The following is a 21,664-nucleotide window of genomic DNA, read 5'->3' as shown; positions in this document are numbered from 1 at the left end:
AGCGCTCCTTATGCCGTCTTGATCAACTCAATCCTGATCGCGCATTTTTTGTAATCGGTCTGCTTGGAGATGGGGTCCGTCGCATCAAGCGTGACTTTGTTGATCAGCCTGTTGGCATCGAAAAACGGCACGAACACCAGGCCTTGAGGCGGTTTGTTGCGTCCACGGGTTTCAATCCGTGCGCGCATTTCGCCACGCCGGCTGATCAGCTTCACTTCGCTGCCACGCCTGGCATTCAAGGCCTTGGCGTCGGCCGGGTGCATGTAGACCAGCGCATCGGGTACCGCTTTATAGAGTTCTTCGACACGTTGGGTCATGGTCCCGGTGTGCCAGTGTTCAAGCACCCGCCCCGTGCTCAACCAGAACGGGAAGTCCGCGTCCGGGGCTTCCGCAGGCGGCTCGTAGGGGAGCGCGAAGATGATTGCCTTCTTGTCGGGGTAGCCATAGAACTGCACACCACTGCCCTTCTCGACATAGGGGTCGTAACCTTCGCGGAAGCGCCACAGCGTTTCCTTGCCTTCGACGACGGGCCAGCGCAAGCCGCGTTCGGAGTGATAACGATCAAAGGGCGCCAGGTCATGACCATGCCCCCGGCCGAATTGGGCATATTCTTCGAACAAGCCTTTTTGCAGGTAGAAACCGAAATCCCGGGCCTCGTCGTTCTGATAGCCCTCAGCCAGTTGCTCAGCCGGGAACTGATCGACCTGGCCATTCTTGAACAACACCTCATACAGGGTCTTGCCCTTGTACTGCGGTGAACTCTCCAACAATTCCGCCGGCCAGACTTCGTCGGTTTTAAAGCGCTTGGAAAATTCGACCAGTTGCCAGAGGTCCGACTTGGCATCACCCGGTGCCGAAACCAGTTGATGCCAGAACTGCGTACGCCGCTCCGCGTTACCGTAAGCGCCTTCTTTCTCGACCCACATCGCCGTGGGCAAAATCAGATCCGCTGCCTGCGCTGAGACGGTGGGATACACATCCGACACCACCACGAAGTTCTCGGGATTGCGCCAACCCGGCAGCACTTCCTGCATGATGTTGGGCCCGGCCTGCATGTTGTTGCTGGCCATCGTCCAATACACATTGAGCACGCCGTCCTTGAGCATGCGGCTCTGCTGCACGGCATGGAACCCGACCTTTTCCTTGATGGTGCCCGCCGGCAGTTTCCAGATTTTTTCCGCCGTGGCGCGATGCTTCGGATTGGTCACCACCAGATCGGCCGGCAGACGATGGGAGAACGTGCCCACTTCCCGCGCCGTGCCGCAGGCCGAAGGCTGGCCCGTCAGGGAGAAAGGACTGTTGCCCGGTTCGCTGATTTTCCCGGTGAGCAGGTGGATGTTGTAGATCAGGTTGTTGGCCCACACGCCCCGGGTGTGCTGGTTGAAGCCCATGGTCCAGAACGAAACCACTTTGCGCTTGGGGTCGGCATACAGTTCGGCCAGTGCCTTGAGGCGCTCGGCTGGCACCCCGGTTTCCTTCGCGGTGCGTTCCAGGGTGTAGGGCTTTACGAAAGCAGCGAATTGCTCGAAGTCGATGTCGGTCCAGGTGTTCGCTTTGTCGGCATTCTTGGCCTTCATTTCCAGCGGATTATCGGGACGCAAACCGTAGCCAATGTCATCCGTGCCTTTGGCGAACTTGGTGTGTTTGCTGACGAAGTCTTTATTGACCGAACCGCTCTCAATGATGTGGTTGGCGATGTAGTTGAGAATCAGCAAGTCAGTCTGTGGCTTGAACACCATCGGAATGTCGGCCAGTTCAAAACTGCGATGTTCGAACGTAGAGAGCACGACCACTTTCACATTCGGCTGGCTTAAACGGCGATCAGTCACCCGACTCCAGAGAATCGGGTGCATTTCCGCCATGTTTGAACCCCACAAGACGAATGCATCGGTGACTTCGATATCGTCATAACAGCCCATCGGCTCATCGATACCGAACGTGCGCATGAACCCCATGACCGCCGAGGCCATGCAATGGCGTGCATTGGGGTCGATGTTGTTCGAGCGGAATCCCGCCTTCATCAATTTGTTGGCCGCGTACCCTTCCCAGATCGTCCACTGGCCGGAACCGAACATGGCGATGGATTCCCCGCCCTTATTCTTCAGCGCCTCCTTGTACTTCAACTCCATCACATCGAATGCCTGTTTCCAGGACACCGGGTGAAACTCGCCCTGTTTGTCATATTGCCCATTGGTCATGCGCAACAGCGGCTGAGTCAGCCGATCAACGCCGTACATGATCTTGGATAAAAAGTAGCCTTTGACGCAGTTCAACCCGCGATTGACCTCGGCTTTTACATCGCCGTGAGTTGCAACTACGCGGTTGTCCTTGGTCGCCACCATGACGCTGCAACCGGTACCGCAAAAACGACAGGGCGCCTTGTTCCAGTTCAGGGAAACCATGTCTTGTTCGGTAATCAGGTTGCTGGCCGAGGTAAACACCGGGAGACCCGCAGCCGCTGCCGCGATTCCGGCAGCCTGGGCTTTGACAAACTCTCGCCGAGTCATAGGCATGTGCTTTCTCCCGTCACATCGAGAATCTCGTGATAAACCAGAGCGGCATTGAGCACACCCGGCAAGCGATTGATCTGATCGATTCGCTGAAGAATCTGGCTTTCGTGATCGGTTTCCAGCACAACCACCAATTTGCCGGCGGGGCTTTCCTGATGAAGCTCAACGCCCGTGAGCAAACGCAGATTGGCTTTCACCGCCTCGAACAAGGCAGGACGGGCATGTACTACCAGACTGGCAATGTGCAGCGTCTTTTCCACGACCCGTACTCCCTGCTGAATTAGAGATGAATGTCGATCAGTTGGGAGGCCCTGGCGGACCGAGGAGCATTTGCAGAAACCACACAAAAAAACCGTAACCACCGACTATCGCCACCGATAACAGTGGAAACAGAACAATGATCAGGAAATAGAACAGGCGAGTTTCTTTGCGAACTCGCCGGGTGGAGTCATCCATTGATGGCATGGTCAGCGCTCCTGCCAAACTTTGAGAAGAGCCTAGATGGCTTCCTCTGTAAGTTCCATGATTCAGGTCAATAGCAGAGGTTCTAGCGCTTTAAATGCGAACTTGAAGCGCTGGATAAATATTTACATCCGATAATAATTCTTGCCCGGTTGAGTTGTTAACGCTCCAATTTGCCTATTTCATATTCACGCAACTTGTTGGCAATCGTTGTGTGGGAAACACCCAGTCGCTTGCCGAGCAATCGGCTGCTGGCATGCTCCGAATACAGCCGCTCCAGCACCGCCTTCTCGAAACGCCCAACGATCTCGTCCAGCCCTCCTTCAAGCGAAAAATCACCAAGGGGCTGACGCACGCCATAGTCCGGCAAACGAATGTGCTCGGCTTTGACGGTCCCGCCGTCACACAGGGAAACGGCCTGGAACAGCACGTTTTCCAACTGCCGCACGTTGCCCGGCCAATGGTAATGACTAAGCCGCTCCATGGCCGCCGGGGCCAGTTTGGGCAACGGACAACCAATCTGCCGGCTGGCCTGATCGAGGAAGTGCTCCACCAACGGCGTCAAACCGTCGAGGCATTCGCGCAACGGCGGGATGTGCAGCGACAACACATTCAAGCGGTGATAAAGGTCCTGGCGGAACTCGCCGCGAGCGCACAATTCGGACAGGTCGACCTGGGTTGCGCAGATCACTCGCACGTCGAGGTAGACCTCTTCATCACTGCCTACACGACGGAAGCAACCGTCCTGCAAAAAGCGCAGCAATTTCACCTGCAAGCGCGGACTCATTTCTCCGACGCCATCTAGAAACAGCGTACCGCCCGCCGTCAGTTCCAGCAGCCCGAGCTTGCCTTCGGCCCTTGCCCCTTCGAAGGCACCCGGGCCGTAACCGAACAACTCGGTCTCGGCCATCGACTCCGGCAGACCGGCACAATTGAGCGCCATCAATGGCGACTGCCCACGCGGGCTGGCCAGATGGCAAGCCCGCGCCAGCAACTCTTTGCCGGTGCCGGTTTCGCCTTCTATCAATAGAGGCGCATCCAGTGGCGCCATGCGCCGCGCTTCGCGCACCACGGCGGCCATGACTTTCGAGCTTTGGAAGATGCTGTCGAAGCCGCGCAATTCCTGCTTGCGCACGTTGTAGATGCGCTCGCCTACCCGGTCGGCGCGATGCAGCGTCAGTACCGCACCGGCCATGGCTTCACTGTCGTCATGCTCCGATTGCAGCGGCGCGATGTCGGCCAGGAACACGTCCCCCTTGACCTTGACCCGCAGCCCGTTGATCCGCGACTTGTTGGCGCGCACCAGTTCCGGCAAATCGAAATCTTCGGCGTACCGCGACAGGGGAATCCCCGGCACCTCGTCGACCCGCACCCCGAGCAACTGCGCCGCCGCCCGGTTGGCCGCGACGATGGAGCCGCCCATGTCGATCGACAGCACCGGAAACTCCAGCGCACCGAGCAGTGCATTGAGCTCCATGTGCCGACGCTCGCTGGGCATCAGCCCTACACGCTTGACGCCGAAAACCCCGGCAATCGCTTCGAATTTCGGACGCAAGGCCTGGAACTGAATGTTGATCAGGTTCGGGCAATGCAGGTAGATGGCGTTGCCATGCTCACCACCCACCTCACCGCGGGCCACGTTGATCCCGTACTCCACCAGCAGATTGAGAATGTCGCGCAGGATGCCGATGCGGTTCTGGCAATGGACTTTGATACGCATAAAAAAGACCTGAAAAGCGATGAATAAGGTTGGTATCAACGCAAACCCTGTGGGAGCGAGCTTGCTCGCGATAGCGACCTGTCTGATACATCAATGTTGGACATGCCGGCGCTTTCGCGAGCAAGCCCGCTCCCACAGGGGTATTGCGATGCACGCTCGATCGCATTTTTCTTTCGAGGCGCTCAGATAGTCGTCAAGATTATGTGACAGGCAAAGCATTTTTCAAACCGTGAAATCTCAATAACTGCGCGCTCACGACCAATACGTAACGAAATCTTTACGATTATCGAGGAGTTTTCCTACGCTTGACGCCGAGCACCTGCTGCAACAGTGCAATCCTTGGAGTATTTCTAAGTCCATAGCAGTACATAACAAGAACGAAATCCCCTAGCAGGAGAGCAGCATGAAGCAGACGCAATACGTGGCTCGCGAGCCCGATGCGCAAGGTTTTATCGACTACCCCGCCGAAGAACACGCGGTGTGGAACACGCTGATCACCCGTCAACTGAAAGTGATCGAAGGGCGTGCGTGCCAGGAGTACCTGGACGGTATCGAAAAACTCGGTCTGCCCCACGACCGCATTCCTCAACTCGGCGAAATCAACAAGGTCCTCGGTGAAACCACCGGCTGGCAGGTTGCCCGGGTTCCGGCACTGATTCCCTTCCAGACCTTTTTCGAATTGCTGGCCAGCAAGCAGTTCCCGGTGGCGACCTTCATTCGTACCCGTGAAGAACTGGACTACCTGCAAGAGCCGGATATTTTCCACGAGATCTTTGGTCACTGCCCGCTGCTGACCAACCCGTGGTTCGCCGAATTCACCCACACCTACGGCAAACTCGGCCTCAAGGCGTCCAAGGAAGAACGCGTGTACCTGGCGCGCCTGTACTGGATGACCATCGAGTTCGGTCTGGTCGACACCCCGCAAGGCCAACGCATCTACGGCGGCGGCATTCTGTCTTCACCGAAAGAGACCGTGTATTGCCTGTCGGACGAGCCTGAGCATCAGGCGTTCGATCCGCTGGAATGCATGCGCACGCCTTACCGCATCGACATCTTGCAGCCACTGTACTTCGCGTTGCCAAACCTCAAGCGTCTGTTCGACCTCGCTCACGAAGACATCATGGGCATGGTCAAGCAAGCGATGCAGATGGGTCTGCACGCACCGAAGTTTCCGCCAAAACCAAAAGCCGCGTGATCCGCCGCTTTTAGAATCAAGTGAGCCTGTCAGAAACCATCGCTTTGGATTAGCGTGGTAGCACTGAGGGCCGATTTCCCAACATTCGATTTCAGGAATTCATCATGACCGCATTAACTCAAGCCCATTGCGAAGCCTGCCGCGCCGACGCTCCACAAGTCAGCGACGAAGAACTGCCGATCCTGATCAAGCAGATCCCGGACTGGAACATCGAAGTACGTGACAGCATCATGCAGCTGGAAAAGGTCTTCCTGTTCAAGAACTTCAAGCACGCCCTGGCGTTCACCAACGCTGTCGGCGAAATCTCCGAGGCCGAAGGCCACCACCCGGGCCTGCTGACCGAGTGGGGCAAAGTCACCGTGACCTGGTGGAGCCACTCGATCAAAGGCCTGCACCGCAACGACTTCATCATGGCCGCGCGCACTGACATCGTTGCGAAGGACGCTGAGGGGCGCAAATAATGCATTTCGACGCCATCGGTCGAGTACCTGGCGACCCGATCCTCGGCCTGATGGAGGCCTACGCGCAGGACCCGAACCCGCGCAAGTTCGATTTGGGCGTGGGTGTCTACAAAGACGCCCAGGGCCTGACGCCGATTCTCGAGTCGGTGAAGCTTGCCGAGCAGCGCCTGGTGGATCGCCAGTCCACCAAGACCTACATCGGTGGCCACGGCGAGCCCGCATTCGGCAAGGCCATCAATGAGCTGGTGCTGGGTGCCGACTCGAAGCTGATCAACGCACAACGCGCCGGCGCCACCCAGACACCGGGTGGCACGGGTGCGCTGCGCCTGAGCGCAGACTTCATCGCCCAATGCCTGCCAGGCCGTGGCGTGTGGTTGAGCAACCCGACCTGGCCGATCCACGAAACGATTTTTGCGACAGCCAAGGTCAAGGTCAGCCACTACCCGTACGTGGGCAGTGACAACCGGCTCGACGTCGACGGCATGCTCGCGGCGCTCAATGAAGCGCCCAAGGGCGACGTGGTGTTGCTGCACGCCTGCTGCCATAACCCGACCGGTTTCGACCTGTCCCAGGATGACTGGCAGCGGGTACTGGAGGTAGTACGCAAGCGCGAACTGCTGCCACTGATCGACTTCGCGTATCAAGGATTCGGCGATGGCCTGGAACAGGATGCCTGGTCGACCCGGCTGTTCGCCGCCGAGTTGCCGGAGCTGCTGATCACCAGTTCCTGCTCGAAGAACTTCGGCCTGTACCGCGACCGCACCGGCGCGCTGATTGTCTGCGCGAAAACCGCCGACAAGCTCACCGACATCCGCAGCCAGCTGGCCAACATCGCCCGCAACCTGTGGTCGACGCCGCCGGATCACGGTGCGGCCGTGGTCGCGACCATCCTCGGCGACCCGGAACTGAAAAACCTCTGGGCTGACGAAGTGGAAGCCATGCGCCTGCGTATTGCCCAACTGCGCAGCGGTCTGGTGGAGGCGCTAGAACCTCACGGATTGCGCGAGCGCTTTGCGCACATTGGCGTGCAACGCGGGATGTTCTCCTACACCGGCCTGTCGCCGGAACAAGTGAAGAACCTGCGGGACAACCACAGCGTGTACATGGTCAGCTCCGGCCGGGCCAACGTGGCGGGGATTGATGCCACACGTCTGGATCTGCTGGCCGAGGCGGTTGCGAAGGTCTGCAAATAACCTTCAAACACTGCAAATCCCCTGTAGGAGCGAGCCTGCTCGCGATAGCGGAGTGTCATTCAACATTGATGTTGACTGATACACCGCTATCGCGAGCAGGCTCGCTCCTACAATTATTTCTGCGCCAGTGTTACCGATCTGTCTATACAACCCCATCCGTCGAAACAAATGGATATAAAAGTCCGTTTGTCATTTTCAGTGCGGTATCCTGCCCAGGCTTTTTTTAAAGCGCGGATCTACCAGATCTATCAACAGACTTAGCGAGGAGCGCGACCATGCACGAGATTCCTAATCTCCCCTTCCCAAGCCTGCACGAACCTGAGCAGACGACCACGCAGCAAGCCGGAGCCCAACAGCCCCAGCCGAAAGAAGCCACTGACCGCCGCCAGGCTGACAGAGAAGACTGAAACACCCGCCGTACAGACCGTGTGGAAAGCGCTAACATGCGCTTTCCACACTGCCTGAAACGAGAACTCTGTCCATGACCGATGAATTCAGCGAAGCGCAGGCCAGCGTCCTGATCGGCACCGCCGAGAAAATGATCGAGATCTGGAATCGCCTCTCTCCCGAGAAACAAGCCGCCTTGCTCGCCCGCTTCGGCACCCAGGAAAATGCGCTGGCCGCCCTGGTCACCACGCAGCTGGTCGCCCCCGTCAAACCTGAATGACAGCGCCCGGCAAATAGTTTTACTTTTTCACAACCTGCAACCGTCCACACCGCTATCATAAGCAGCCTATCTATCCTGCTTTACCGTGGACCTTTACCCATGCCTGAAAACCAGCGCCCCCTGGCGGTCACGCTGCAAGTCGTTTCCATCGTCCTTTTCACCTTCATCGGCTACCTGAACATCGGCATCCCCCTGGCCGTATTGCCCGGTTACGTCCACAGCGACCTGGGGTTCGGCGCGGTGATCGCGGGCCTGGTGATCAGCGTGCAATACCTGGCCACCCTGCTCAGCCGCCCCTATGCCGGGAAGATCATCGACAACAAGGGCAGCAAACTGGCCGTGATGTATGGCCTGGCCGGTTGCGGCCTGAGTGGTGTGTTCATGCTGATCTCGGCCTGGACCCAGAGCCTGCCGGCCTTGAGTCTGTTCAGCTTGCTGATCGGCCGCCTGGTGCTCGGCAGCGCGGAAAGCCTGGTGGGCTCGGGCTCGATTGGCTGGGGCATTGGCCGGGTCGGCGCGGCGAATACGGCCAAGGTCATCTCGTGGAACGGTATCGCCAGCTATGGCGCACTGGCCGTCGGCGCGCCCCTTGGCGTGTTGCTCGTCCATCGCCTGGGCTTGTGGAGCATGGGCGTGAGCATTGTGTTGCTGGCCGTGCTCGGCCTGCTGCTGGCCTGGCCGAAAACCGCCGCGCCGATCGTTGCCGGTGAGCGGCTGCCGTTCATGCACGTGCTCGGGCGGGTCTTCCCCCACGGCTGCGGACTGGCCCTGGGCTCCATTGGCTTCGGCACCATCGCCACCTTCATCACCCTGTATTACGCCACGCAACACTGGGATAACGCCGTGCTGTGCTTGAGCCTGTTCGGCGCCAGCTTCATCGGTGCGCGCTTGCTGTTCGGCAACCTGATCAACCGCCTCGGCGGCTTTCGCGTCGCCATTGCCTGCCTGTCGGTGGAAACATTCGGGTTGCTGTTGCTGTGGCTGGCACCCGATGCCCATTGGGCACTGGCGGGAGCGGCGCTGAGCGGCTTCGGCTTTTCGCTGGTGTTTCCGGCGCTGGGGGTGGAAGCAGTCAACCTGGTCCCGGCCTCCAGCCGTGGCGCAGCCGTCGGCGCCTATTCACTGTTCATCGACTTGTCGCTGGGGATCACCGGGCCGCTCGCCGGCGCCATTGCGGCCGGGTTCGGGTTCGCTTCGATCTTCCTGTTCGCTGCACTCGCCGCGTTGAGCGGTTTGATCCTGAGTCTTTATTTGTATCGGCAGGCGCCAAAGCAACGCGAAGCACGGGACGCCCGCTAGAAGTCGACCTTGCCGCGCCCGGCCTTGATGTTGCCGCGCTTGGATTTGGATTCGAGGCGACGGGTCTTCGAGCCGAGGGTCGGCTTGGTCGGACGACGCTTTTTCTCGACCTTGGTGGCACTCTGAATCAGTTCGATCAAACGCTCCAAAGCATCCGCACGATTCTGCTCCTGTGTCCGGTATTGCTGAGCCTTGATGATCAACACACCGTCGCTGGTGATGCGGCTGTCACGCAGCGCCAGTAGCCGCTCCTTGTAGAACTCGGGCAAGGACGACGCCGGAATGTCGAAGCGCAGGTGCACGGCACTGGAGACTTTGTTGACGTTCTGCCCACCGGCGCCCTGGGCGCGAATGGCCGTCAACTCGATCTCGGCATCCGGCAGATGCACGTTGTTGGAAATGGCCAGCATGGGAAAGCGTCCGAATTCAGAACGTGCAGGATACCGCGAAACGATTGGAGGAATGCGGCCCCTGTAGGAGCGAGCCTGCTCGCGATGAGGCCGTATCAGTCAGCATAACCTTTGCTGACCCACCACCATCGCGAGCAGGCTCGCTCCTACAGGGGATGTGTGTGTGAAGTGCAGAAACGACAAACCCGGCACTTGGCCGGGTTTGCTGTTTCTGCGCGGAGTTACTCCACTGCGGCCTGCAAGGCACGCTGCGCACTGCGCTTGTTCTTGATGCCGTAGCAGACCCACATGAACACCAGCCACACCGGAATCGCGTACACCGATGTCTGGATCCCCGGAATCAACAGCATCACGCCAAGGATGAACACCACGAACGCCAGGCAGATGTAGTTCCCGTACGGGTACCACAGGGCCTTGAACAGCGGCGTTTGTTTGGTCTTGTTCATGTGCTGGCGGAACTTGAAGTGCGAATAGCTGATCATCGCCCAATTGATCACCAGGGTAGCCACCACCAGCGACATCAGCAATTCCAGCGCGTTTTGCGGGATCAGGTAGTTCAGCAGCACCGCGATCAGGGTCACGGCGGCCGAGGCCAGGATCGAACGCACCGGCACGCCGCGCTTGTCGATCTTCGCCAATGCTTTCGGCGCATCGCCCTGCTCGGCCATGCCCAGCAGCATGCGGCTGTTGCAGTAGGTGCCGCTGTTGTACACCGACAACGCCGCAGTCAGGACCACGAAGTTGAGGATGTGCGCGGCGGTGTTGCTGCCCAGCATCGAGAACACTTGCACGAACGGACTGCCGCTATAGGAATCACCGGAGGCGTTCAGAGTGGTCAGCAAACTGTCCCACGGGGTCAACGACAGCAGGATAACCAGGGCACCGATGTAGAAAATCAGGATCCGGTAGATCACCTGGTTGATGGCTTTCGGGATCACGGTTTTTGGCTTGTCAGCTTCGGCAGCGGTGAAACCGAGCATTTCCAGGCCACCGAAGGAAAACATGATGAAAGCCATGGCCATCACCAGACCGCTGACACCGTTCGGGAAGAAGCCACCGTGGGACCACAGGTTGCTGACCGCGGCTTGCGGGCCGCCATTGCCGCTGACCAGCAGGTAGCTGCCCAGGGCAATCATGCCGACGATCGCCACGACCTTGATGATCGCGAACCAGAACTCGGCCTCGCCAAACACTTTGACGTTGGCCAGGTTGATGGCGTTGATCAGCACGAAGAAGGCAGCTGCGGAGACCCAGGTCGGGATGTCCGGCGCCCAATAGTGGATGTATTTACCGACGGCCGTCAGCTCGGACATGCCCACCAGAATGTACAGAATCCAGCAGTTCCAGCCCGACATGAAGCCGGCAAAGCCGCCCCAGTACTTGTGCGCGAAGTGGCTGAAGGAACCGGCCACCGGATCTTCGACGATCATTTCGCCCAGTTGGCGCATGATCATGAAGGCGATGAAGCCGCAGATGGCATAGCCGAGGATCATCGACGGGCCGGCGGATTTCAGTACCCCGGCCGAGCCGAGGAACAAACCGGTACCGATCGCGCCACCGAGGGCGATCAATTGAATGTGGCGATTTTTCAGGCCGCGTTTCAGCTCGCCTGATTGCGGGTTTTGTCCACTCATGAAAAGGGTCTCACGCAAGGTTTGATGATGTTCAGTAGACGTTGCTGCTCAGAAAAGACGCTAAGCGGCACCGATCAAACCCCAGCGCAGGCACCAGGAGTTCAGCGTATTTACAACGGTCATGCGTCACCTGTTTGTTTTTATCTGCGACGAAATCGAACCCGACACGCTCGTGACGCGACGGAGTGAACAAGGCGGATAGCCTTGAGGTTTGCGCAGGTGCGCAGGAGGTCACAGGTAAAACGCGGCGCATTGTACACCTGTAACCCCCTGCTGCCAGACCCGCTGGACAAGCGTGTCTATGGCCGGGATTGCCTGTGTCCGCCCCGAGAGGCTCGGGCGGCTGCAAAAAATGGGTCAGACCCTTGCGGATCATCGACGGGAAAGGCAGGAAAACCGCCCCTCGCAGAGAGATGGAGATGGATTGCGGCGTTCATTGCGCCTCCTTTTTGTTATGCACCTGCACGACAGGCATGGCACGCATGACACCCTGACTGGAGTGATGAAACAAGCGGGCTAGAGGGTCGGATGTAGGAAGGAAGGCGCTGACGCGTAAGAGTTTTCTTACGGAATCCAGGAAGTGGCAAATCCACGGGGTTAATCTGCGGATTTCGTCAGGTTTTCTTTACAGGGCGTAAATCCGGATTTCCACATTGGAGTTCTCGGTGCAGCGACTGACGCCATCGCGAGCAAGCTCGCTCCCACATTTTGATCGCGATTCTCCAAGCAAACTCATTTCCCTGTGGGAGCGAGCTTGCTCGCGAAGGCGGCCTCAAAAACGACACAGACATAAAGCCAGGCCAAAAAAAACGCCAACCCGAAGGTTGGCGTTTTTTATGAAGCGCTCAGCCGATTATTCCGGCTTGCGACGACCAAAGCCCGGACGCTGGCCGGAACCGGCTGGTGCGCCACGGCGTTTGCCCGATGGCGCGTCGCCGTCGACCAGCTTGATCCCTGGGCGCTTCGGCGCAGGCTTGGCCGGGCGCTTGGTGTCGACTGGACGGTCCGCCACCGGCGTACCACGACCTTCGCCACGCTCGCTACGGCCATTGGCCGGACGCGGCGTGCGTGGACCGCGTTCGCCGTCCTGACGGGCGGCTGGCTTGCGACCTGGACGCTCGCCTTCAATCTGCGGCTCGCGGTTATCACGCGGGGCAGCAGGTCCGCCACTCGCTGGACGCAGGGTGCGCACGCGCTCGGTCCTGGCCATCGGCCGCGACGACTTGCGCTGCATCCGGTCGAGCTTGTCCTTGCTCTTGGCGTTGAGTTGCGGCATGGCTACCGGCGTCAGGCCAACTTCGGCGCTGAGAATGTCGACTTCGTACTGGCTCATTTCACGCCAGCGACCCATCGGCAGGTCGGAGTTGAGGAACACCGGGCCGAAACGCACGCGCTTCAGACGGCTGACCACCAGCCCCTGGGATTCCCACAGGCGACGCACTTCACGGTTACGACCTTCCATCACCACGCAGTGGTACCAGTGGTTGAAACCTTCGCCACCTGGCGCCTGCTTGATGTCGGTGAACTTGGCCGGGCCATCTTCAAGAACAACGCCAGCCTTCAGGCGCTCGATCATCTCGTCGTCGACTTCACCGCGTACACGCACGGCGTACTCGCGGTCCATCTCGTAGGACGGGTGCATCAAACGGTTGGCCAGTTCACCGTCGGTGGTGAACATCAGCAAACCGGTGGTATTGATGTCGAGACGGCCGATGTTGATCCAGCGCCCTTCTTTCGGGCGCGGCAGCTTGTCGAACACCGTCGGACGACCTTCAGGGTCGACACGGGTGCAGATCTCGCCGTCGGGTTTGTTGTACATGATCACGCGGCGGACCGACTCGGCGGCCTCTTCACGCTTGATCACCTTGCCATCGATGGTGATGGCGTCGTGCATGTCGACACGCTGGCCAAGGGTGGCGTCTTTGCCGTTGACCTTGATGCGGCCGTGGCTGATCCAGGCTTCCACGTCACGGCGCGAGCCAACGCCGATACGGGCGAGGACTTTCTGCAGTTTTTCGCCTGCTGGGCCGATTGGCTGGTCGTCTTGCTGGTCTTTGATACTCATCTGGGCACCTCCCGGTGTGGTCTGAAAACTGGGTACTTGGGCGAAGGGATCGCCGAAGGGTCGCGAATCATACGCGCATGAGGGCGTTTGCGCATCAGAGACTAGCTGATCAATGCAGGGTTATTTGTTTTTCCGCCGGCCGGTGACACGCAACTTGCTTGCGAACACAAAACCCTGTGGGAGCGAGCTTGCTCGCGATAGCGGTTTTTCAGTCACATTGATGTTGAATGTACTGCCGTCATCGCGAGCAAGCTCGCTCCCACAGGGTTTACGTCAGTCTTCGAGCTGGCGGCGTTCTGCTTCGATGGCATCGGCCAGGGCCTGGGCTTCGGCCTCTTCGTCCGACAGTTCGGGCTCGGGCTTCGGCTGTTCGAGGGCGGCAACGGCGGCCAGGAGTTTTTCGCGGGCTTCGGCAACGCCGAGGATGTCGTCTTCTTGCTCTGGTTCAATGTCCGACTGAGGCTCGCCTTCCGGCTCAGGCTCAGGCTGTGCCGCTTCGACCTCTGGTTCAATGACCGACTGCTCCGGATCGAACTCAGGCGACACCCCATCACGCAGCAAATCGTCGAAATCGGTCTTGAGCCCCTCCTCCATGCTGTCCAGCTCCAGCAACAGCGTGTGGAAACTGGTTTCTTCCTTCGGCTCTTCCGGCTCGGCGCTGGCGTCGGCCAATTCTTGCAGACCGGCAGGTACGGGCGCGTCATCGAAATCGAGCACCGGATCCGGTTCCAGCTCGCGCAGTTCCGCCAGCGGCGGCAGGTCGTCGAGGTTTTTCAGGTTGAAGTGATCGAGGAACGCCTTGGTGGTGGCGAACATCGCCGGTTTTCCGGGCACGTCACGGTAACCGACGATGCGGATCCACTCGCGCTCCATCAACGTCTTGACGATGTTGCTGTTGACCGCCACACCCCGCACGTCTTCGATTTCGCCACGGGTAATCGGCTGGCGATAGGCGATCAGGGCCATGGTTTCCAGCATGGCACGGGAGTAACGCTGCGGGCGCTCTTCCCACAGACGCCCGACCCAAGGCGCAAATTTCTCGCGAATTTGCAGGCGATAACCCGAGGCCACTTCCTTCAACTCAAACGCGCGGCCATCACAGGACTTGGCCAGAATCGCCAGGGCCTTCTTGAAGACCGGTGGTTCCGGGCGCTCGCCTTCTTCGAAGAGTTCGAACAGGCTTTCCAGGGATTGCGGCTTTCCCGAGGCCAACAGAAAGGCTTCAAGCAAGGGTGCCAGATCACGGGGTTCAGTCAGGTTCATGTTTCGACTCGTTATTCGGCTCGGGCTCGCACATGGATCGCGGCAAATGGCTCATTCTGCACCAGCTCGACCAGGGATTCCTTGACCAATTCAAGGATCGCCATAAAGGTCACCACTACCCCCAGGCGCCCTTCTTCAGCGGTGAACAGCTCGACAAACGGCACAAAACCGCCGCCCTTGAGCCGTTCCAGCACATCGCTCATGCGCTCGCGAGTCGACAGCGCCTCGCGGCTGACCTGATGGCTTTCGAACATGTCGCCACGGCGCAACACCTCGGCCATGGACAACAGCAGCTCGGACAGACGCACGTCCGGCAACAGCTTGCGTGCCCGGGCCTCTGGGGCATCAAGCTTGGGCACCACCACATCACGGCCGACGCGGCTCAGGCCATCGATGCCTTCGGCGGCAGCCTTGAAACGCTCATATTCCTGCAAGCGGCGAATCAGTTCGGCGCGCGGGTCATCCTCTTCATCCTCGACGGTTTCGGCTCGCGGCAGCAGCATCCGCGACTTGATCTCGGCCAGCATCGCAGCCATCACCAGGTACTCGGCGGCCAGCTCCAGGCGCACCGACTGCATCAACTCGACGTAGCCCATGTACTGGCGGGTGATTTCCGCCACCGGGATGTCGAGAATGTTGATGTTCTGTTTGCGGATCAGGTACAGCAGCAGGTCGAGGGGCCCTTCGAAGGCTTCAAGGAAGACCTCAAGGGCATCCGGCGGGATGTACAGGTCCAGCGGCATTTCCATGACCGCCTGGCCATAGACCATGGCGAAAGGCAGTTCCTGCTGGGCACCGGCCTGACTGTCGACGGGTTCTACTGCAGACATCTAGGCCTCGACCATGAACGGCGCAGGGTCGCCGCAACCAACGCGAATCACTTCCGGCTCGCCGTCGGCGAGATTGATCACGGTGGACGCCTTGATCCCGCCGAAGCCGCCGTCGATGATCAGATCGACCTGGTGTTCGAGCAACTGGCGCATTTCATAGGGATCAAACATAGGGTCGGTTTCACCGGGCATGATCAGACTCACGCTCATCAACGGCTCACCGAGCTGCTCCAGCAGCGCCAGGGCAATCGGATGGCTTGGCACCCGTAGGCCGATGGTGCGTTTTTTCGGGTGCAGCAACAGTCGCGGTACTTCGCGGGTGGCGTTGAGAATGAACGTGTACGGCCCCGGCAAGTGGGCCTTGAGCAAGCGGAAAGTGCCGGTGTCGATCTTGGCAAACAGCCCCAATTGCGACAGATCGCAGCAAATCAGCGCAAAATTGTGCTTTTCATCCAGCCCGCGCAAACGTCGCACGCGCTCCACAGCCACTTTGTCGCCGATCTGGCAACCAATGGCGTAGGAAGAGTCTGTGGGATAAATCACCACCCCGCCCTTGCGGATGATCTCGACTGCCTGTTTGATCAGGCGCGCTTGCGGGTTTTCCGGATGAATCTGGAAAAATTGACTCACATTCTCTACCTGTTCAGACGGCGGCAATAACTGGGTCATGTTTGAATCGACACCATAGTGGTGGCAGATCCTCCGGGAGTGGCCGGTATTCACCGATCTCCGACCAGCCTCCAGGGCCATGAAAATCACTGCCGGCGCTGACCAGCAGACCGAACTCGCGGGCCAGAATGGCCAGGCTGCCCACTTGCTCGGCAGGCTGGTAACCATTGACCACTTCGATGGCGTGGCCCCCTGCTTGAATATAGTCGGCAATCAGGCGGCGACGCTTGCTTCGGGTGAATTCGTAGTGCCAGGGGTGTGCCAGGCTGACCCAGGCTTTGGCTGCGCGCAGGGTTTCGACGGTTTCTTCCAGGGTCGGCCAGTGTTGCTTGACGTCGCCCAGTTTGCCGGCACCCAGCCATTTACGGAACGCCTCGGCGCGATCCTTGACGAAACCTTCACGCACCATCCAGTCGGCGAAATGCGGGCGGGCCGGCGCGTTACCGCTGTCGCCCAGCTCCTGCTGGATCTGGCGGGCGCCTTCCAGCGCCCCCGGCATACCTTTGAGCGCCAGTTTGCGGCTGATTTCCTCGGAGCGCAGCCAGCGGCCATCATGCAATCTGGCGATGGCCTCGACCAACGGCGCGGCGTTCACATCAAAACCGTAGCCCAATACATGAATGGTCGCGCCGCCCCAGGTGCAGGACAATTCGACGCCATTGACCAGTTGCATCCCCAGCGCGGTGGCCGCGTGGCGGGCCTCGTCAAGGCCTTCAAGGGTATCGTGATCGGTCAGGGCCAGGACTCGCACGCCTTTCTCGAACGCCCGCGCCACCAGAACCGCAGGCGCCAGGGCGCCATCGGAGGCCGTGCTATGGCAGTGCAAATCAACATTCACAGGGCTTTGTATCCTCAAATCAGCTGGCGCTATCGCGCGCCCATATGTTTGTTATTATGCCGCCACATCCTGCTTCTGGCTGCCACTGTGAAACAATTCATCGATTTCATCCCGCTCCTGCTGTTTTTCATCGTCTTCAAGATCGATCCACGGGTCGTCGACATCGCCGGTCATGAGTTCACTGTAGGCGGTATTTACAGCGCCACCGCGATGCTGATCGTCAGTTCCCTGGTGGTCTACGGCACACTGTTCATCAAGCAGCGCAAGCTGGAGAAGAGCCAGTGGCTGACCCTGATCGCCTGTCTGGTCTTCGGCAGCCTGACGCTCGCCTTCCACAGCGAGACGTTCCTGAAGTGGAAAGCCCCGGTGGTCAACTGGCTGTTCGCCCTGGCGTTCATCGGCAGCCACTTCGTCGGTGACAGCCTGCTGATCAAGCGCATCATGGGCCACGCGCTGACCTTGCCGGAGCCGGTCTGGACGCGCCTGAACATTGCCTGGATCGCCTTCTTCCTGTTTTGCGGTGCCGCCAACCTGTTTGTCGCCTTCACTTTCCAGAGCTACTGGGTCGACTTCAAGGTCTTCGGCAGCCTGGGCATGACTTTGCTGTTCCTGGTCGGCCAGGGCATCTACCTGTCCCGCCATCTGCACGATGCCGATACCACTACGCCAAAAACCGAGGACTGACATGCTTTACGCAATCATTGCCACAGACGTCGCCAACTCCCTGGAAGCCCGCCTGGCCGCACGGCCTGCGCACCTCGAGCGCCTGCAAGTGCTCAAGGGCGAAGGCCGCATCGTTCTGGCCGGCCCAAATCCGGCGGTCGACAGCAATGATCCGGGCGCGGCGGGTTTCACTGGTAGCCTGATCGTCGCCGAATTCGACTCCCTGAGCGCCGCCCAGGCCTGGGCCGACGCTGATCCGTACATCGCCGCAGGCGTCTACGCCAACGTTCTGGTCAAGCCGTTCAAGCAAGTCCTGCCGTAACTTTCTTTTCGCAATTGCCCCCACGCGATGAACCTTGTCGGTTCATCGCGCTCTCAATCGCTCATTATTCTCGTTTGCCGGCCGACAACCTGCCCAATACCCGTATTGGAATCAGGAGTCGCGATGCGCAAAGGTCCGTTGTGTCTGATGTTGGTCACGTTGTCGATCGGGGCGCCCGCCCACGGTGAGGAAAGTGTCGAGAGTGGCAATTCGACGCCGCTTTCCTTGAGCGCCGGCGGCCAGATCACCGAGTTGCAACAACGCTTGAAAGAAAGCGAGCGGCAACGGGAAGATCTGAACAAACAATTGCAAACTGCCGATGGCGAACGCGAAGGCCCGTTGCTGGCCCGGTTGCGCCAGGAGAACCAGCGCTTGAAGCTGCAACTCAAGGAAGCCCAGGCCAGCAGTCCGCTGCCACGCCTGCTGACCGACCAGCAACAATGGTTTGTCATTGGCGCCGGGGTAGCGCTATTGGCTCTGCTCTGCGGTATCTTCGCCAGTGGAGCAAGTCGAAAACGTCGACAATGGCTAAATTGAGTGAGTCATGAGCGAGCTGTTACTTATTGATGATGATCAGGAGCTGTGTGAGCTCCTGAGCAGTTGGCTGAGCCAGGAAGGGTTTCAGGTACGTGCCTGTCACGACGGCCAGAGCGCGCGTCGTGCGCTGGCCGAAACCGCCCCGGCGGCCGTAGTGCTGGATGTGATGCTGCCCGATGGCAGTGGCCTGGAACTGCTCAAGCAGTTGCGCAGCGATCACCCGGAACTGCCGGTGCTGATGCTCTCGGCCCGGGGCGAGCCCCTGGACCGTATCCTCGGCCTGGAACTCGGCGCCGATGATTACCTGGCCAAACCCTGCGATCCACGGGAACTGACCGCCCGCCTGCGCGCTGTGCTGCGTCGTAGTCACCCGGCAGCGGTGTCCAGCCAGATGGAACTGGGCGACCTGTGTTTCAGCCCGGTGCGCGGCGTGGTCAGCATCGACGAGCAAGAGTTCACCCTTACCGTCTCCGAAAGCCGCCTGCTGGAAGCCCTGCTCAAGCAACCCGGCGAGCCCCTGGACAAACAGGAACTGGCGCAGATCGCTCTCGGTCGCAAGTTGACCCTGTACGACCGCAGCCTGGACATGCACGTCAGCAACCTGCGCAAGAAGATCGGCCCACACCCCGATGGCCGACCGCGCATCGTCGCCCTGCGCAGCCGCGGCTACTACTACAGCCTCTGAACAAACGCGCGCCCCTTGTAGGAGCTGGCTTGTCGGGTCGCCGCATCGCGGCGAAGGCGTCTTCATTGGCGATGCATGGCTGAAGGGCCCCTTCGCTGGCAAGCCAGCTCCTACAGGGATTTGCATTTGTCAGGTCGGCGGGAAATCGTCTTTACCCAAGCTTTACCCTCCGCTGACCGCCGCTGACCTTGATCTGCGTAATCTGCACTCATCCGGAACGTACCGGGAACGAGACAAGGAGATACACCATGCGCAAGACTCTTATCGCTCTGATGTTCGCAGGCGCCCTGCCGACCATTGCCATGGCCATGCCTGAAGGCACCGGCCCGATGGATGGGCCGATGGACGGTTCGCACCACGGCGGTCAGATGCACGGCATGCACGGCAAAGGCCCGTACAGTGAACTGGACCTGAGCCGCGAACAGCGCGAGCAGATCCGCAAGATCATGGGCGAGCAGATGCACGAGCGTAAGCAACTGGTCGAGAAGTACCTGGAGAAACTCTCGCCAGCCGACCAGAAAGCCATGGAAGACGAGATGGCCGCCAACCACAAGAAAGCTGAAGCGGACGTGCGCGCCTTGCTGAAACCGGATCAACAGAAGAAATTCGACGAGATCCAGAAAAAACAGGCCGAACGCCGCGCCGAGTGGGCCGAGTTCAAAGCCTGGAAAGCGCAACAACCGCAAAAGGCGCAATAATGTGCTAACCCCGGACCCGACGGCTAAACACCGTTGGGTCTGATGTTTTTACTGTAGGAGCGAGCTTGCTCGCGAAAAACGAATAGACAACACGTGCTGCCTGATGCCGCGCGTTATCGTTGACGTCCATCGCGAGCAAGCTCGCTCCTACATAGAATTTTGTGTTTGCTTGAGGATTTTCCGTGCGTTCATTGTTCTGGCGTATTCTGGCCAGCTTCTGGCTGGCCATCGCTCTGGTTGCCGGGCTTTCTATCCTGCTCGGGCACATGCTCAACCAGGACGCCTGGATTCTCAGCCGTCACCCTGGCCTCAATACGCTGGCCGAACAGTGGACGCAAACCTACGAAAGCCAGGGCGAAGACGCCGCCCAGGACATTCTCCAGCAACGCAAACGCCAGTATCACATCGACGTTCAGGTGCTCAACGAAAGTGGCGACCCTGTGGTGCGCGGCACCTTTCCGAGACGTGCGGCAGCCTTTGAGGCGCGACAGAACAATGATGACCGGCGCTTGCCATGGCGGCGTCTGACCGATGAGTTCACCAGCGAAAAAACCGGTGATACCTACCTGTTCATCTACCGCATTCCGCACCCGGAACTGAACGCCTGGCACCGCGAAAGCCTGCTCTGGCCACTCAGTGCGCTGGGGATCGCCCTGGTGGTGCTGACCCTGTTCAGCCTGCTGGTGACCTTTTCCATCACCCGCCCGCTCAGCCGTCTGCGAGGAGCGGTGCATGACCTTGGCCAAACCACCTATCAACAGAACAGCCTGGTCAAACTGGCTAACCGCCGCGATGAATTCGGCGTGCTGGCCAACGACTTCAACCGCATGGGCGCACGCCTGCAAAGCCTGATTGGCAGTCAGCGGCAACTGCTGCGGGATGTGTCCCACGAACTGCGTTCGCCCCTCGCCCGCCTGCGTATCGCACTGGCGCTGGCCGAGCGGGCCTCTGCGCAAGAACGGGAGCAGCTCTGGCCGCGCCTGACCCGTGAGTGCGACCGACTGGAGGCGCTGATCAGCGAAATCCTGGTGCTGGCGCGGGTCGACTCCGATAACGCCGGTGCCGAAGAGGTGGATCTGAACGCCTTGCTTTATACCCTGCAAAAGGATGCGCAACTCGGTTCACCCGAGCAGCTCGTCCACCTTGAAGCCGAGTCGCAACTGAATCTTAAGGGCTGGCCGACCATGATCGAACGGGCAGTCGACAACTTGCTGCGCAACGCCCAGCGCTTCAATCCGGTGGGTGGCCTGCCGATCGAAATGCAGGCGCTGCGTCAGGGTGAGCGGATCATCGTGACCGTGCGCGATCACGGGCCCGGGGTCAGTGCCGAATACTTGAGCCAGCTCGGTGAGCCGTTCTATCGGGCACCGGGGCAGACCGCGGCCGGACACGGCCTGGGCCTGGCCATCGCCCGCCGCGCGGCGGAGCGCCATGGTGGCAGCCTGGTGCTGGCCAATCACCCGGAGGGCGGGTTCATTGCCAGCCTGGAATTGCCGTTGGTGCCGGGGGCTGTCGTACAGCCCTGACCCTGATTGAACTACAC

At 59.6% G+C, this 21,664-nt stretch carries 22 protein-coding genes; 11 read left to right on the top strand and 11 right to left on the bottom strand.

What is annotated here, in order from left to right; translation table 11 throughout:
* Positions 1–8: 8 nt before the first annotated feature.
* From napA to ACM6IK_RS13390, 4 genes are all read right to left on the bottom strand, one after another.
* On the bottom strand, positions 9–2,513 hold the full coding sequence (napA, locus tag ACM6IK_RS13405) for a nitrate reductase catalytic subunit NapA (protein ID WP_414874714.1): 2,505 nt from the start codon (positions 2,511–2,513) through the stop codon (positions 9–11).
* Positions 2,504–2,770: a chaperone NapD gene (locus ACM6IK_RS13400; RefSeq protein ID WP_095058996.1), complete on the bottom strand. Its 267-nt coding sequence runs from the start codon at positions 2,768–2,770 to the stop codon at positions 2,504–2,506. Before ACM6IK_RS13400 ends, napA begins: the two co-directional genes overlap by 10 nt.
* 37 nt (positions 2,771–2,807) lie before the next feature.
* Positions 2,808–2,975, bottom strand: a complete 168-nt coding sequence (locus ACM6IK_RS13395; RefSeq protein WP_095945465.1) for a periplasmic nitrate reductase, NapE protein — start codon at positions 2,973–2,975, stop codon at positions 2,808–2,810.
* Positions 2,976–3,132: 157 nt separating this feature from the next.
* Complete coding sequence (locus tag ACM6IK_RS13390) at positions 3,133–4,692, bottom strand: sigma-54-dependent transcriptional regulator (protein WP_095945466.1); 1,560 nt, start codon at positions 4,690–4,692, stop codon at positions 3,133–3,135.
* Between the two features lie 403 nt (positions 4,693–5,095).
* Here ACM6IK_RS13390 and phhA point away from each other — a divergent pair, with 403 nt between their 5' ends.
* From phhA to ACM6IK_RS13365, 5 genes are all read left to right on the top strand, one after another.
* Positions 5,096–5,887 (top strand): phenylalanine 4-monooxygenase, encoded by a 792-nt coding sequence (phhA, locus tag ACM6IK_RS13385; RefSeq protein ID WP_108218607.1) that lies wholly within the window; start codon positions 5,096–5,098, stop codon positions 5,885–5,887.
* A 104-nt stretch (positions 5,888–5,991) separates the two neighbouring features.
* On the top strand, positions 5,992–6,348 hold the full coding sequence (locus ACM6IK_RS13380) for a 4a-hydroxytetrahydrobiopterin dehydratase (protein ID WP_095945468.1): 357 nt from the start codon (positions 5,992–5,994) through the stop codon (positions 6,346–6,348).
* Positions 6,348–7,541 (top strand): amino acid aminotransferase, encoded by a 1,194-nt coding sequence (locus ACM6IK_RS13375; protein WP_414874713.1) that lies wholly within the window; start codon positions 6,348–6,350, stop codon positions 7,539–7,541. Before ACM6IK_RS13380 ends, ACM6IK_RS13375 begins: the two co-directional genes overlap by 1 nt.
* Positions 7,542–8,022: 481 nt before the next feature.
* Positions 8,023–8,208 carry a hypothetical protein gene (locus tag ACM6IK_RS13370; RefSeq protein WP_108218605.1) on the top strand — a complete coding sequence of 62 codons (186 nt, stop codon included), beginning with the start codon at positions 8,023–8,025 and terminating at the stop codon, positions 8,206–8,208.
* A 99-nt stretch (positions 8,209–8,307) separates the two neighbouring features.
* The gene (locus ACM6IK_RS13365; RefSeq protein WP_414874712.1) at positions 8,308–9,507 is read left to right on the top strand and encodes an MFS transporter; all 1,200 of its coding nucleotides are present in this window, start codon (positions 8,308–8,310) and stop codon (positions 9,505–9,507) included.
* Here the strand turns inward: ACM6IK_RS13365 and arfB are convergent.
* The 7 genes from arfB to ACM6IK_RS13330 form a co-directional block, all read right to left on the bottom strand.
* Positions 9,504–9,917, bottom strand: a complete 414-nt coding sequence (gene arfB, locus ACM6IK_RS13360) for an alternative ribosome rescue aminoacyl-tRNA hydrolase ArfB (protein ID WP_414874711.1) — start codon at positions 9,915–9,917, stop codon at positions 9,504–9,506. The two genes, ACM6IK_RS13365 and arfB, sit on opposite strands and share 4 nt — an antisense overlap.
* A gap of 221 nt (positions 9,918–10,138) precedes the next feature.
* On the bottom strand, positions 10,139–11,551 hold the full coding sequence (locus ACM6IK_RS13355; RefSeq protein WP_414874710.1) for an amino acid permease: 1,413 nt from the start codon (positions 11,549–11,551) through the stop codon (positions 10,139–10,141).
* 853 nt (positions 11,552–12,404) lie between these two features.
* Positions 12,405–13,616: a 23S rRNA pseudouridine(2605) synthase RluB gene (gene rluB / locus ACM6IK_RS13350; protein ID WP_414874709.1), complete on the bottom strand. Its 1,212-nt coding sequence runs from the start codon at positions 13,614–13,616 to the stop codon at positions 12,405–12,407.
* Positions 13,617–13,889: 273 nt separating this feature from the next.
* Positions 13,890–14,879, bottom strand: a complete 990-nt coding sequence (gene scpB / locus ACM6IK_RS13345) for an SMC-Scp complex subunit ScpB (RefSeq protein ID WP_414874708.1) — start codon at positions 14,877–14,879, stop codon at positions 13,890–13,892.
* A gap of 11 nt (positions 14,880–14,890) precedes the next feature.
* Complete coding sequence (locus ACM6IK_RS13340) at positions 14,891–15,649, bottom strand: segregation and condensation protein A (protein ID WP_173862173.1); 759 nt, start codon at positions 15,647–15,649, stop codon at positions 14,891–14,893.
* A 60-nt stretch (positions 15,650–15,709) separates the two neighbouring features.
* Entirely contained in the window at positions 15,710–16,339 is a 630-nt protein-coding gene (locus ACM6IK_RS13335) for an L-threonylcarbamoyladenylate synthase (protein ID WP_108218704.1), read from the bottom strand.
* A 13-nt stretch (positions 16,340–16,352) separates the two neighbouring features.
* The gene (locus ACM6IK_RS13330) at positions 16,353–17,216 is read right to left on the bottom strand and encodes a PHP domain-containing protein (protein ID WP_108218599.1); all 864 of its coding nucleotides are present in this window, start codon (positions 17,214–17,216) and stop codon (positions 16,353–16,355) included.
* Positions 17,217–17,303: 87 nt separating this feature from the next.
* Between ACM6IK_RS13330 and ACM6IK_RS13325 the strand changes: the two genes are divergently transcribed.
* The 6 genes from ACM6IK_RS13325 (at position 17,304) to ACM6IK_RS13300 (ending at position 21,647) form a co-directional block, all read left to right on the top strand.
* Positions 17,304–17,900 carry a septation protein A gene (locus tag ACM6IK_RS13325; protein WP_056721482.1) on the top strand — a complete coding sequence of 199 codons (597 nt, stop codon included), beginning with the start codon at positions 17,304–17,306 and terminating at the stop codon, positions 17,898–17,900.
* 1 nt (position 17,901) lies between these two features.
* Positions 17,902–18,201 (top strand): YciI family protein, encoded by a 300-nt coding sequence (locus ACM6IK_RS13320; RefSeq protein WP_108218598.1) that lies wholly within the window; start codon positions 17,902–17,904, stop codon positions 18,199–18,201.
* 123 nt (positions 18,202–18,324) lie between these two features.
* Complete coding sequence (locus ACM6IK_RS13315; RefSeq protein WP_108218597.1) at positions 18,325–18,738, top strand: translation initiation factor 2; 414 nt, start codon at positions 18,325–18,327, stop codon at positions 18,736–18,738.
* Positions 18,739–18,745: 7 nt separating this feature from the next.
* Positions 18,746–19,423 carry a response regulator transcription factor gene (locus ACM6IK_RS13310; protein ID WP_414874707.1) on the top strand — a complete coding sequence of 226 codons (678 nt, stop codon included), beginning with the start codon at positions 18,746–18,748 and terminating at the stop codon, positions 19,421–19,423.
* Positions 19,424–19,671: 248 nt separating this feature from the next.
* Complete coding sequence (locus ACM6IK_RS13305) at positions 19,672–20,121, top strand: Spy/CpxP family protein refolding chaperone (RefSeq protein WP_414874706.1); 450 nt, start codon at positions 19,672–19,674, stop codon at positions 20,119–20,121.
* A gap of 182 nt (positions 20,122–20,303) precedes the next feature.
* On the top strand, positions 20,304–21,647 hold the full coding sequence (locus ACM6IK_RS13300) for an ATP-binding protein (RefSeq protein WP_414874705.1): 1,344 nt from the start codon (positions 20,304–20,306) through the stop codon (positions 21,645–21,647).
* Positions 21,648–21,664: the final 17 nt, after the last annotated feature.

The organism is Pseudomonas sp. IT-196MI5 (genome assembly GCF_949767415.1).
Lineage (GTDB): Bacteria > Pseudomonadota > Gammaproteobacteria > Pseudomonadales > Pseudomonadaceae > Aquipseudomonas.
Note: the sequence above shows the minus strand (reverse complement) of the source record. Positions and strands in the feature narration are given on the sequence as shown.

Bases quoted from the DNA above. Each gene is read 5' to 3' on its own strand.
- napA (WP_414874714.1), bottom strand. From the start codon at position 2,513: ATGCCTATGACTCGGCGAGAGTTTGTCAAAGCCCAGGCTGCCGGAATC.
- ACM6IK_RS13395 (WP_095945465.1), bottom strand. From the start codon at position 2,975: ATGCCATCAATGGATGACTCCACCCGGCGAGTTCGCAAAGAAACTCGC.
- ACM6IK_RS13390 (WP_095945466.1), bottom strand. From the start codon at position 4,692: ATGCGTATCAAAGTCCATTGCCAGAACCGCATCGGCATCCTGCGCGAC.
- phhA (WP_108218607.1), top strand. From the start codon at position 5,096: ATGAAGCAGACGCAATACGTGGCTCGCGAGCCCGATGCGCAAGGTTTT.
- ACM6IK_RS13380 (WP_095945468.1), top strand. From the start codon at position 5,992: ATGACCGCATTAACTCAAGCCCATTGCGAAGCCTGCCGCGCCGACGCT.
- ACM6IK_RS13375 (WP_414874713.1), top strand. From the start codon at position 6,348: ATGCATTTCGACGCCATCGGTCGAGTACCTGGCGACCCGATCCTCGGC.
- ACM6IK_RS13370 (WP_108218605.1), top strand. From the start codon at position 8,023: ATGACCGATGAATTCAGCGAAGCGCAGGCCAGCGTCCTGATCGGCACC.
- ACM6IK_RS13365 (WP_414874712.1), top strand. From the start codon at position 8,308: ATGCCTGAAAACCAGCGCCCCCTGGCGGTCACGCTGCAAGTCGTTTCC.
- arfB (WP_414874711.1), bottom strand. From the start codon at position 9,917: ATGCTGGCCATTTCCAACAACGTGCATCTGCCGGATGCCGAGATCGAG.
- ACM6IK_RS13355 (WP_414874710.1), bottom strand. From the start codon at position 11,551: ATGAGTGGACAAAACCCGCAATCAGGCGAGCTGAAACGCGGCCTGAAA.
- rluB (WP_414874709.1), bottom strand. From the start codon at position 13,616: ATGAGTATCAAAGACCAGCAAGACGACCAGCCAATCGGCCCAGCAGGC.
- scpB (WP_414874708.1), bottom strand. From the start codon at position 14,879: ATGAACCTGACTGAACCCCGTGATCTGGCACCCTTGCTTGAAGCCTTT.
- ACM6IK_RS13340 (WP_173862173.1), bottom strand. From the start codon at position 15,649: ATGGTCTATGGCCAGGCGGTCATGGAAATGCCGCTGGACCTGTACATC.
- ACM6IK_RS13320 (WP_108218598.1), top strand. From the start codon at position 17,902: ATGCTTTACGCAATCATTGCCACAGACGTCGCCAACTCCCTGGAAGCC.
- ACM6IK_RS13315 (WP_108218597.1), top strand. From the start codon at position 18,325: ATGCGCAAAGGTCCGTTGTGTCTGATGTTGGTCACGTTGTCGATCGGG.
- ACM6IK_RS13310 (WP_414874707.1), top strand. From the start codon at position 18,746: ATGAGCGAGCTGTTACTTATTGATGATGATCAGGAGCTGTGTGAGCTC.
- ACM6IK_RS13305 (WP_414874706.1), top strand. From the start codon at position 19,672: ATGCGCAAGACTCTTATCGCTCTGATGTTCGCAGGCGCCCTGCCGACC.